Raw genomic sequence first — 11133 nt, 5'->3', positions numbered from 1 at the left:
CGACCATTAAAAATACATCATCAACAGACTGCCATTGAAAGATTCCGGGCTTGTTCGGATTAAACTTGTAATTTGCCTACTCAAAAGCAGATTTCAACTTTTCATGCCATTCCTGGTTACTCACTGAAATCTGCTTTTTGGTTATCATTTTAAAATTAATCAACTAACCTGGCATTTTCAGGCTTTGCTAGTCATTAAGACTCACCAACGACACACCACCGTCTCCCGTCTCAAAAACCGAATAACAGCCCGCTTTAAAATCCACCGACCAAAAGTCGCCGCCGGTCCAATAACGGTACAGTGTTCGCAACACCCCCTGATGCGCAACCACTAACAATGTACTGTTTGACGGCAGCGTTTCCCGATAATGGTCGAGGGCGGTCGTCACCCGTTTTTCAAATACTCGGTATGGTTCGGCGCCAGCGGGGGTGACATCAAACGGCGCCTGCAGCCAAGCTGCCCAGGTTGTTGGATCCCGAGCTTCTACCTGGTCAGCGTTCAAACCTTCCCAGATTCCAAAAGGCATTTCGTCAATGTGCTTTTCGATAATCTGTTTGGTTTGCGGATGATATTGCATGATTGCGTCCATGGTTTGCTGAGTCCGTTTTAAATCACTGCGGATTGCGTAATCGATCGTTGTGGCCTTCAGCTTATCGGCAAGCTCTCTCGCCTGCCTGAGTCCCAAGCCATCCAATTCAATATCCGTACGTCCATAATATTTCTTTTCTTTGTTATATTGCGTCTCACCGTGGCGAGTCATTAATAATTTCATCCAAAAGCCCTCACTAACGCTGTTACTACCAATAAAAACGCGACTTGAGCCAGCTCACCATACGCACCAATTGTGTCACCGGTAAAACCGCCCAGTTTATGCGTGATGTAGTGCCGGTACCAAAGAGCTCCCAGGACCACTGCGAGATAACCGCAGAGGCCGAAAGTCCCTAACAGACCACCAAGTACCAAAATCGAAAAAAGCTGAGCGATCATGATTTGCCAGGTGGCAACACCAGTCCAGAGATTACCAAGCCCCTTCGTTTTGCCAGCATAAACCATTTTGTAAAATAACAGCGCCATGCCGGTCTTGGCCACCATGGTCGTACAGGCCACCAATGAAACGAATTGCCAGGCCGCCAAATACTGACTGCAGACAACCCCGGCACCCATGACAATTGCATAGAAATAGATCAGGGCCAGACTTCCCATGGTACCAATCCGGCTGTCCTTCATAATTTCTTTGATCCGGTCCACCGTCCGCGATGAATAAAGACCGTCGGCAGTGTCGGCCAAGGAATCCAAGTGAAAGCCGCCGGTTAGAACCCCATCGGCCACCCAGAATAAGATCCAAGCAAACCAGCTGGGAAATACCAAGGTCATCAGCCAGAAAAAGAGGGCCTCGATGCAGCCAATCAAAAATCCAAACAGGGTAAAATACTGGATGCTCTTCTTGAACTTTACCGCTGCATCCGGAATTTCATACGGAATGGGAATCCTGGTGAAAAATTGGGTTAACAATATCAATGAACCAAACATAGAATCAATGCCGTCCTTAATCTGAGTTTTGGTGAAGCTGAGCAATTTCGGTCAGCTCGGGAAATTGCCTTTCAAATAATTGACGTTTATCGGCCACCACGGCAACTAGTAACACGGTCGCCGGTCCGGCAGATTGCGTAAATTCAGCATCCGCCAGGTCAACCACGGCGGAAATTTTTGCGGTATGGGTGGCGGCCATCTGGGCCAGCTCGTTGGCAATTCCCTTTGAGCCCACCGGCAGCATATCCACCACTGCTGGGGTGGCGCGAATGGTTCGAACCTGATCGTAAGAAAAAATCGTTGCCAAATGGGCTTTGACCGCCTCCCCAACGTAGGGTGTTCCAAGCTGATAAACGATCAGAGAGTCATCGATCGATGTCGTGGGAATATCTTTCCGATTAATTTGGCCAATCACGGCCACCCCAATCGCCGTTGTCCGGGTCGGCATATTATCTTCGGTACTACCATTCAATGGAATATCGTAAAATCCAGCCTTGGTTAATTCACGCTTAAGTCCCTGAATCACCCGACGGCCAGTTGGGACCATTTCGTTGCCAACCGTGTCAACGACGGCAATTGGCCGGGCCCCAAAGCACAGCAGCTCCAATAGCGGTACCCGCAGTGAATACGCCGCGGTAATCGCCGAATCAATTTGAACGGCGTCCAAGGGCTTCTCACCAATCCCCGCACTGCTGTCACAGGCAATCACCAGCGCTGTTGTGGGACTCGTTGGCACCACCGATAAATCACGAAATCGTGGGTTCATTTGGTTCATTTAATCGGTTCCCCCTATTTCTGCGGCGTCAGAAACGGCGCATCCTTCACTCGATGGGGCAGTGCCGCATAAATCACTTCACAAACAATTAAGTTTAGAATCGTTGCGATGGTCAGTGGAACAAAGAACGCCCAAACCGCCTGCTTCATAAGCGGATAAAGAAGCACCAACTCGATTGGCACATTGATCGCGTAGCCCAGCACGTCAGAAGTCAGCACGCCCTTCAGCGTATCCTTGCCCAACCATTTACGAACCAGGCCAAATATCAGCATGCAAATCCCCATGGCAACGCCAATAATTAAATGAATCGGCAATGTCAGAGGAAACCCCGCCAACGCGGCGGACACCAGGTGCCCGAATAATCCCAACGTTGCGCCAAACCACGGGCCTAGCAACACCGCTCCTAAGAATGCCGGGGCTGAATCAAAGGCCACTGAGCCCATGATTTTGACGTTTGCGCCAATCACGCAGAGCGCCAAGAGCATGGCGGCTAGGGTGAGGCGCTTCAGTCGATCTGATTGTGTAATAATTGCAAAATCCTCCTCATAATAATCAATTTTAGTTCCTTTTCGATTGTATCAGAGATGGGTGGGGATATTTAGCTTTATTTCAAAATATCCTTCCCCCTAAAGTTCCAGCATAGTGTAAGCACCACACAAACACAAAAACTGGACCAGAAAGGGATCTAGACAAGCGCTTACACAATTATTAGCGTATTTAGTTAAAATAATCAAGCTTCAACAACAATTTATTTTGATTCTAATGACCCAACTGGCAAATATTTATCTTCATTCCAAAACGCCACGGCTAGAAAGCCCGACCTATCGACGTTTCAACCAATTCAAAGCTGATGATAAGCTGCCGCTTCTCCAGGCAAATATCCACAAAAACCAACTGAATTACCAGGAATTATTAGTAGCTTATCAAGCAAAGCACGGCAAGCCGTTAAAACCGGTTAACCATCGGCAGGCGTTTGCCTTCCCGCGACAAACCTGTCCCGGGTGTGGCGCACCAAGTCAATACTTGTATGCCAATGGCGGTGGTGATAAGAGCTCATTACTTCTCTGTCCCGACTGCCAAAACAAACTGGAACTTGCGAAGCAGCGGGCCAACTTCAAGGCCTGGCGGTGCAATAATCGTCACTGCCCTAATCGCAAACGTGAGCTGGCCAAACTAAATTCCAGTCAATACCAGGAATACTTAAAGCGGCCATCACAATTCAAGTTACGGTACATCTATCGGGAATACGCTTTTAAAATTCGCCAGATAGCCCCGCAATCATCCGCGCAATCTCGGGTTGACCTCAGTCGCATTCAGGCCTCACCACAAGTGCTGGGATTAATCCTCAGCTACTGTGTGAACTATGGCATCTCCGCTGCCAAGACTGCCGCGTTAATGTACGACATCCATGGCATCAAGATTTCCAAGCAAACCATTCTCAATTACGCACAAGCCGTGGCGGCCAATATTCGACCCTTCCTGGATAATTATCCGTATCAGCTTTCCAGCCAATTGGTGGGTGACGAAACTTATCTGCGCGTGAAAGGAAAATGGCACTATCTGTTCTACTTCTATGACGTGAACAAAAAAATTATCCTGGCAGATTACGTGACCCCCAAGCGAACCACTGAATCAGCGTGCATCGCGATCTATCAAGTCCTCAAAAAGTATCAAGTGATTCCTGAGAACCTGCGGTTCACGGTTGACGATAATCCCATCTATCGAGTGGCCAGACTATATTATGCACATCAGGAAGGCATCAACTTCGACCTTAATATCGTTAAAGGCTTAACCAACGAAACCGAGGTGGCAAAGGAATATCGCCCCGCCAAGCAAACCATTGAACGCTTAAATCGCTCACTGAAAGCTAATTATCGCCCAATGGGGGGCTTTAAGTCAGCCAGCGGCTCTATCACTTACGTGACGCTGTATTCACTCTGCCATAATTTTTTACGGCCCCATCAAAGTCTGGGATACCATCCACCAGTTGAAGTTCCTGAATTAACGGGACTTACCCGCATGCCAGACAAGTGGTTGAGACTCATCAAACTCGCTCAAGAACAGCTACCAACCGCTTGATTTTGGTAATTGGAGCCCGGTGGTTCGTTATCGTCAAATGGCGGTAGCGAACACTTGACAAGCCGAAAAGCCAATGGGTTAAACTTAAATGACCCGAGGCTTATTTAAGTGGCCTTGATTTCGTCTAACCATCGCCTCGGCACCGCTGAGCCAACCCATTGGCCGGCTTGTCAGGTGCATTTGACGATTACGACCACGTAGTAGACTGCAAACCTGAATGAAAACCATATTAGAATCTACTTTTTCATGGAACTTTGGACATTACCGATTTCCTAACGTTTATAGTTTAGCACTGGAAAACCCAAAAGGTGTCGGACAGCACTTGGTATTAGCCACCATACAAAAAATCCCCATTCAGTCCGAAAACTGATGAGGATCGTCACGCAAAACTTATTAATTTAACCATGATTACTTCTGTTGGCCTTTCAATACCGAATTCCAGAAAAGACGTGAATTCAAATCATCTTTCAAGGTTCCTGAACGGCGATTCTTTCTTTCAGTGGTTCTTGCAAATAAATTCTTCAAAGTCTTTGGCATAAAACATTCCTCCTTGGTCAATTCTATGAAGCTTATCAATCTTCTCTCTACTAAGTAGTAGAGCGCTACTGTCGACCAGGGAGATAGTAATATGCTTATAAAATTTACCAAAGCAAAGCCCCGACACGGATGACTTTTTCCGCCTCGGGATGTTGCTTGAAGGATGTTGCAGCTTTTGCTTTCAATGATTTTCAGAAAGTTATTTACGTGTTAACCACCTCGCTTGTTCGGATGAACCCGTATAAATGACAGCTTAGCAGGTCACGGTAAATTTAGTGTAAAAATGGTGTAAAAAGGCTGTACATAATATCCAAAAGGTGATAAATCAGTTCGCAAATTTCACCATTTAAAAACGCCTCAAAATAATACTAGCCACCACACAAGATATGCCGTTTACCACCCTTGGCAACGATGATATACTGTTGGAAGGGCTTACTAACCCTTAGAAAGTCGGGATTTTCCATGACACACACCCCAATCAAGATGACGTTTTTTTCGCAGCTTCATCCAGTAGCGCTCACGCTGTACTTTACTGAGCTGATCGTCTGCCTCCTGCTGTTTAATCACGTGGCGGTCGCGGTGGCTGAGTTCATCGCGCTCACGATCACAGCCACCTACTACCTTGGCGGCCGAAAGACGGCGCGCCAACTGAAATACGCCGTTTCATTTCTATTAATGATTCTATTTTTCAATACGCTCCTCAATCAAAAGTTTCCGCCGATTCTTTGGCATTTCAAATGGGGCATTCTGACGTTCAAATTTTCGTATCCGGCATTTCTGTACGGCATTGCGATGGCAATTGTCCTGATCGCAATGCTGTTTGTTTTTTCAGTCCTAAACGCGGTTCTGACCCCCAGCAAGCTGATCTACGTGTTCTCGCCGATTGCGCCCCGGCTGGCAGTACTGGTCACCATTTCGTTTACGCTGGTCACCAGCTTCACCGATAGGCTCAAACGGATTTTGCGCCTGCAAAAAACCCGCAACGTCGACGTGGTTAATGGATCATTGAAGACCCGCACCCAAAAGACGCTCCACATCTTCGAAATTCTTCTGCAGGACGCCCTGTCTTCTGCGATGGAAACCGCCAATTTAATGGACGCCCGCGGATTTGGCGCCGCCAAGCGGACCCACTACCGCTCGTATCACTGGCAGTTTAGTGACCTGCTGTTCATCACGATTGCCACCGTCATGCTAGTTGCAACTATCGGCGTCCGGATTCTTTCAATGGGCACCAGTCGTTCAGTCGCCAATTTCACCACCATTTTTACGCCGGGCGATACTTGGCCCATCGTCGTCACGGCACTCCTATTCTTACTACCATTAATCTCAGAGGGGGTCTATCGTTCATGCAAAAATTAGCTACCGTGACCCATCTCACGTTCACCTATCCCGATCAATCAACCTCCGTTCTGGACGACGTCAACTTCACCATTGACCCCGGCGATTTTATTGTGATTGCCGGTAATACCGGCAGTGGCAAGACGACCCTGCTTAACCATTTGAAAAAGGAGCTCATGCCCAAAGGAGCCCGAACTGGTGACGTTCAAATTGCCGAAACACCGGTTGCTGACATGCCGAAGTTGGTGAGTGCCCAAACCGTCGGCTATGTGGCCCAAGATCCACAAACCCAGCCGGTGATGGCAACGGTGATCGAAGAACTGGCCTTCCCATTAGAAAATATTGGCTGTCCCAGCAATGAAATCGAACGCCGGATTACCGAACTGGCAAATTTCTTAGGTTTGGATCAAAACCTCGATCGCCAAATACATCAATTATCCGGCGGCCAGCTTCAGTTGGTAAACCTGGCTTCGGTTCTCATCTTGCGCCCAAAATTAATTTTACTGGACGAACCCACGTCCCAGTTGGATCCGCTGACCGCTCAGCATTTTCTCACCGTTTTAGGGCGGATTAATCAAGAATTAGGGATTACAATTATGTTGACTGAACACCGGCTGAGCACGGTAGCAGCCATGGCCAACCGGATGATTCTCCTGCAGGATCACCACCTGACCTTTGACGGTGATCCCCACAGCGGCTTGGCAAAAATGACCACTGATGCCCACTTGACCTATTTCGTACCGTCAATTCCCAAGCTCTTCTTAGATCAACAGATTCGAACCTCCCAATTGCCGATTTCAGTAGCCGATGCCCAGTCGGCGATTCGGACTCACCATCTTCAATTTCAATCAGGGACGACCGGCGGCAAGGTTGCGCAATTACCCCCAGCCGAAAAACCAATTCTAACCGTCAATAACATTTCCTTTAGCTTCGACGGCCAACATAACGTCCTCCATCACCTGAACCTGGCGATTAATCCCGGTACGTGGTTGGCAATTATCGGCAAAAACGGCTCCGGCAAATCAACCCTGTTAACGCTGATTTGTGGACTAATGACGCCGCAGCACGGCAAAATTCGTTTCGTCCACCAGTTAGTTTGGAAAATGGCCATTAACCAGCGAATGGCCAAACTGGCATTTCTGTCGCAAACTCCCCGTCTCCAATTTACAGCCGATACCGTTCGTGAGGAGCTGGAAGTTCAGGCGGCTGAATTACGGTTGCCAGACGCTAAGGCCCAAGTTGACCATATGATTAATCAATTTCATTTGAACCGTATTGAGAAACAAAATCCATTTGACATTAGTGGCGGCCAACAACAGCTGGTTGGATTAGCAATCGCACTGATGGCGACCCCTGATCTGTTGGTTCTGGACGAGCCAACCAAGGGACTGGATCCCTACACCAAGATTCAGGTGGGCAACCTGCTGAAACAGTACCAACAAGCCGGTATGACCATTGTGATTGCCAGCCACGACATGGAATTCTGTGCTAAATTTGCCGACAAATGCACGTTTATGTTTGATGGCCATCTCAACACGCTGCTTGCCACGCAATCATTTTTTGCCGATAACTTTTTCTTCACCACGCCAATTAACCGGATTGCCCGTGATCAGGTTAAGGACGCCCTACTGCCAGTCGATCTGAAGCTGGCGAACCATCCAGAAAGGGGGTGAGTGTTACTTGAAACAATCTTCGTTACTCAACCGGTATCGGTTATTAATTGCGTTACTGTTAATGTTTATTTTTCTGCTATTCATTGTCTTATTGAAGGGAAAGCACTACCTATTATTTAGCTTTATGTGCCTAATCTGTAGCCTTTTACCCGCGTACTGGCGCTTCGAACACGATCCAATCAGCACCCAAACGTTGATGTTTGTCGCCGTTTTGATCGCGTTGGCGGTTGCCACCCGGGTCCCACTGGGCGCCATTCCTGGTGTGCAGGGAGCCAGCTTCGTCGTAATTCTAAGCGGTGTCAGTCTCGGCCCGGAACTGGGCTTTATCACAGGATCTACCACGGCACTGGTTTCCAACATGTTTATGGGTCAAGGACCATGGACGCCTTGGCAGATGGTCGCCTGGGGCTTAATGGGGTTAACCGCTGGCCTCTTCATGAAGGCCCGATTGTCCCATAGTCTGATTTTTATGATCGTGTTTGCCTGCGTCTGGGGCTATTTGTTTGGCTGGATCATGGACCTCTGGTACGCCCTGGCCTACGTATCACCGCTGACCATCAAGAGTTTTATCTTGGCTTTTGCGGCCAGTTTCTTTCCATTTGACACGTTCCACGCAGCATCCAATGCCTTTCTCATCGCGCTATTTTACAAGCCATGGGAGAAGCTGTTTCACCGCTTAGTCACCAAATACAATATTTTACCGGATAAAAACCAATAGAAAAAGGATGGATTAATCAATGAAATTAACATCAAAGCTACTCATGATCTCTGCTTCAACCCTATTAGGATTTGGCAGTATCGCACCAGCCTTCACCGCCAATGCAGCCAGCGTTAAGACCGCCAGTCGTGCTTATCAAAATAGCAAGATCAAAGCCAACTACCGTTACGCGAAGAATCTGATGATTAAAAATAAGACCGGACTTTCCGGTCAAAGCAGTTCTATTTTTAGTAAGAAACTCAATCCTGATACTGGTGCGACTGCGGGGTACTCTGACCTTCTGTTAGGGCTCAAGGGAAACGGTTATAAATTTAATACCAAGGAAAAAACGTTGCTGCGAAAAAACTTGGTAATCAAAAAGACAACCCCTGCTGCAACAATGGCCAATGCCGTGATGGCTGTTCAGGCGATGGGACTCAACGCTAGAGATTATAAGCCATATGGCCACAAAAAGGGAATCAATCTGGTAACCAAGTTGTACCGGACAAGTGTTTCCAAACAAACGACAAGTGCCCAGGCACAAGTGCTGATTGCCATTTCGATGAGCTCAAAGTTCAAGCAGCCAAAGGGAGCGAAGTTTAGCAAAGCAAGCTTGAGTGCTCGGCTAGTGAAAGCTCAATTAAATAATCACGGTTGGACGTATAATAACCAACAAGGAGTTAGGGATACCGACACGACCAGCATGGTTCTAACCGGTCTGGCTCGAGGAAAGGTTAATACAACTAACGTCAAGGACAGCTTGCTGAAGGGGCAAAAATTTCTTACTGGTATTGTGCAGCCCAGTGGTGCATTTGGCTACACGTTTAATGGCAAAACAACGCCAAATGCCAATTCAACCGCTGAAGCAATTATTGCCCTATCAAATGATTTTGGCATGAAGAAATATGTGAATAACACGGCGATGAAAACAAGTCAAACTAGGACGCCGCTTTATGCAATGCTGACCTATGTCAATAAATCCGGTTCAATTAAAAACGCAGCTACTCAGCTCTATGGTGTCGGTCAGGTAAATTTAGCGGTTGCCGCTTATAAAGCTGCTTTAAAGAATCGTTCAGTTTACACAATTAATTAATCGCCAAATTTTGAGTGAGAGGTGACAAAACAATATGAAAAAAGCAATTGGCTTCATTCTTGCGTTCATTCTCACAATTGGAATCGCTTTTGGTGCCCAACAGGTGATTTCATCGAGAGACGCAGCCCCTAAGCCGACAACTTCTAAACAAGTGACTTCTTCAAGTTCAAGTCATCTTAAACAGCCAAGTCACCAGCAAAAAGCAAAAGGTGCAAGCAAAGCAAAACCAAAAGCAGATAGGCGGGCTCAAAAAACAGCCAACAAGACCCAAACTGCTAGTTCTCAATCAAGCACAAGCCCTAATCGGACAACCGGATCCAGTGCAAAGGCAAGTCCTAACAAGGTCGCTAAAACTAAGCGGTCAAATGCCCCTAAATCTGATAAGCTGGGTAAAATTAACCACAAAGCAGAAACCAAGGTGGTTCAGGATACGCATCATGCGGCTAAAAAGTCGTCTAATGCTAAGAATACAATTCAAATCCATTTAACGGTTGATGGATACAAAAAAGTTTTCTATTCGAAGCGGATGCGCGTTAAAAAGGGCGCCAACGCGTTTTCGATTTTAAAGCAAACGAACCTGAATATTAGTTATATTCCGGGCCCCTCCGTTTACGTGAACGGCATTAACGGCCTCAAGGAAAATGACGTTAAGGCCGGTTCCGGTTGGATGTTCAGTGTTAACAAGAAATTTATTGACCATGCTGCAAACTTAACGAAGCTTAAGAGTGGGGACAACGTTCGTTGGTACTTTACAACGGAGGGGTATTAACTGATTAGATCCCGCTAATATTGATTCAAACAAAGCGACTGCTGCCAAAGGGAGGGATATATTCCTTTGGCGGTGGCCGCTTTTAATGATTATTCTCTTTTAGAGCTTTCTCCAAAAAATGCCGAAAAATTTTGGACAATTCTCCAAACATAAATGGCGAAAAAGAGGTTATATTCCTTTGATAAGGGATCACTCGATAATCCGGGGGAATTTTTGAGTGGTAACCAAGCTATTTTTCTAGAGGGAGTTGTTTTTTATGAATAAATTGAATCAATTACTAATAATTGCAGCGGCTTCAGTGGGGGCTTCATTTTTATTATTGACAGGGGTTCTAATGCCAGCTTTTGCTGCCACCAGCCCCACTTCCACGACCCAAACATCACCGATCACAACTATTGCCACTCAAGACCAAGCAGAGGACAATAACAGCGGCACCCTTGACGGAGGTGTCACTTGGCAAATTGCGAACGATACCTTGACGATTAGTGGTGGAACCATTGGGTCTAGAATTTTTGGTGTTGGAAAGTATTTCCATTCGGCAAATTCTATAATTAATCCGAACAGGAATTAAAAAGCCCAAAGCAATCACTTACAATGGTAGTAGCTAATTCCAACCAATATAGGGAGTGATTACTTTGGGTA

At 46.8% G+C, this 11133-nt stretch carries 12 protein-coding genes; 7 read left to right on the top strand and 5 right to left on the bottom strand.

Annotated features, from left to right (window positions below; translation table 11 throughout):
• Positions 1-187: 187 nt before the first annotated feature.
• From EKM75_RS12460 to EKM75_RS12445, 4 genes are read right to left on the bottom strand one after another with little or no spacing between them, the layout of a single operon-like run.
• The gene (locus tag EKM75_RS12460) at positions 188-772 is read right to left on the bottom strand and encodes a histidine phosphatase family protein (RefSeq protein ID WP_125694933.1); all 585 of its coding nucleotides are present in this window, start codon (positions 770-772) and stop codon (positions 188-190) included.
• Positions 769-1530: an adenosylcobinamide-GDP ribazoletransferase gene (locus EKM75_RS12455; protein ID WP_125643330.1), complete on the bottom strand. Its 762-nt coding sequence runs from the start codon at positions 1528-1530 to the stop codon at positions 769-771. Before EKM75_RS12455 ends, EKM75_RS12460 begins: the two co-directional genes overlap by 4 nt.
• A 16-nt stretch (positions 1531-1546) precedes the next feature.
• A complete protein-coding gene (locus EKM75_RS12450) occupies positions 1547-2305 on the bottom strand; it encodes a hypothetical protein (protein ID WP_080488712.1) in 759 nt (252 codons plus the stop codon).
• Positions 2306-2319: 14 nt separating this feature from the next.
• Entirely contained in the window at positions 2320-2832 is a 513-nt protein-coding gene (locus EKM75_RS12445; RefSeq protein WP_071665516.1) for an ECF transporter S component, read from the bottom strand.
• Between the two features lie 235 nt (positions 2833-3067).
• On the opposite strand from EKM75_RS12445, the gene EKM75_RS12440 reads away from it, so the two are divergent.
• Positions 3068-4384, top strand: a complete 1317-nt coding sequence (locus EKM75_RS12440; RefSeq protein WP_225417763.1) for a DDE-type integrase/transposase/recombinase — start codon at positions 3068-3070, stop codon at positions 4382-4384.
• 408 nt (positions 4385-4792) lie between these two features.
• Here EKM75_RS12440 and EKM75_RS13040 read toward each other — a convergent pair whose 3' ends face one another.
• Positions 4793-4921 carry a hypothetical protein gene (locus EKM75_RS13040; protein ID WP_013854969.1) on the bottom strand — a complete coding sequence of 43 codons (129 nt, stop codon included), beginning with the start codon at positions 4919-4921 and terminating at the stop codon, positions 4793-4795.
• A 462-nt stretch (positions 4922-5383) separates the two neighbouring features.
• Between EKM75_RS13040 and EKM75_RS12435 the strand changes: the two genes are divergently transcribed.
• From EKM75_RS12435 to EKM75_RS12410, 6 genes are all read left to right on the top strand, one after another.
• A complete protein-coding gene (locus EKM75_RS12435) occupies positions 5384-6280 on the top strand; it encodes an energy-coupling factor transporter transmembrane component T (RefSeq protein ID WP_068807709.1) in 897 nt (298 codons plus the stop codon).
• Positions 6268-7932, top strand: a complete 1665-nt coding sequence (locus EKM75_RS12430) for an ABC transporter ATP-binding protein (protein ID WP_071665514.1) — start codon at positions 6268-6270, stop codon at positions 7930-7932. The genes EKM75_RS12435 and EKM75_RS12430 overlap by 13 nt, the downstream gene beginning before the upstream one ends.
• Positions 7933-7939: 7 nt before the next feature.
• Positions 7940-8650: an ECF transporter S component gene (locus EKM75_RS12425; protein ID WP_003636323.1), complete on the top strand. Its 711-nt coding sequence runs from the start codon at positions 7940-7942 to the stop codon at positions 8648-8650.
• A gap of 19 nt (positions 8651-8669) precedes the next feature.
• Entirely contained in the window at positions 8670-9722 is a 1053-nt protein-coding gene (locus tag EKM75_RS12420; protein WP_107696670.1) for a prenyltransferase/squalene oxidase repeat-containing protein, read from the top strand.
• 34 nt (positions 9723-9756) lie between these two features.
• The gene (locus EKM75_RS12415; RefSeq protein ID WP_107696669.1) at positions 9757-10491 is read left to right on the top strand and encodes a DUF4430 domain-containing protein; all 735 of its coding nucleotides are present in this window, start codon (positions 9757-9759) and stop codon (positions 10489-10491) included.
• Positions 10492-10747: 256 nt separating this feature from the next.
• Entirely contained in the window at positions 10748-11062 is a 315-nt protein-coding gene (locus EKM75_RS12410; protein WP_107696668.1) for a hypothetical protein, read from the top strand.
• The last annotated feature ends 71 nt before the right edge of the window (positions 11063-11133 follow it).

The organism is Levilactobacillus tongjiangensis, assembly GCF_003946345.1.
Lineage (GTDB): Bacteria > Bacillota > Bacilli > Lactobacillales > Lactobacillaceae > Levilactobacillus > Levilactobacillus tongjiangensis.
Note: the sequence above shows the minus strand (reverse complement) of the source record. Positions and strands in the feature narration are given on the sequence as shown.

What these genes read in the sequence shown, in the direction of transcription:
- EKM75_RS12460 (WP_125694933.1), bottom strand. Translation starts at nt 772, where the DNA reads ATGAAATTATTAATGACTCGCCACGGTGAGACGCAATATAACAAAGAA.
- EKM75_RS12455 (WP_125643330.1), bottom strand. Translation starts at nt 1,530, where the DNA reads ATGTTTGGTTCATTGATATTGTTAACCCAATTTTTCACCAGGATTCCC.
- EKM75_RS12450 (WP_080488712.1), bottom strand. Translation starts at nt 2,305, where the DNA reads ATGAACCAAATGAACCCACGATTTCGTGATTTATCGGTGGTGCCAACG.
- EKM75_RS12440 (WP_225417763.1), top strand. Translation starts at nt 3,068, where the DNA reads ATGACCCAACTGGCAAATATTTATCTTCATTCCAAAACGCCACGGCTA.
- EKM75_RS13040 (WP_013854969.1), bottom strand. Translation starts at nt 4,921, where the DNA reads ATGCCAAAGACTTTGAAGAATTTATTTGCAAGAACCACTGAAAGAAAG.
- EKM75_RS12435 (WP_068807709.1), top strand. Translation starts at nt 5,384, where the DNA reads ATGACACACACCCCAATCAAGATGACGTTTTTTTCGCAGCTTCATCCA.
- EKM75_RS12430 (WP_071665514.1), top strand. Translation starts at nt 6,268, where the DNA reads ATGCAAAAATTAGCTACCGTGACCCATCTCACGTTCACCTATCCCGAT.
- EKM75_RS12420 (WP_107696670.1), top strand. Translation starts at nt 8,670, where the DNA reads ATGAAATTAACATCAAAGCTACTCATGATCTCTGCTTCAACCCTATTA.
- EKM75_RS12415 (WP_107696669.1), top strand. Translation starts at nt 9,757, where the DNA reads ATGAAAAAAGCAATTGGCTTCATTCTTGCGTTCATTCTCACAATTGGA.
- EKM75_RS12410 (WP_107696668.1), top strand. Translation starts at nt 10,748, where the DNA reads ATGAATAAATTGAATCAATTACTAATAATTGCAGCGGCTTCAGTGGGG.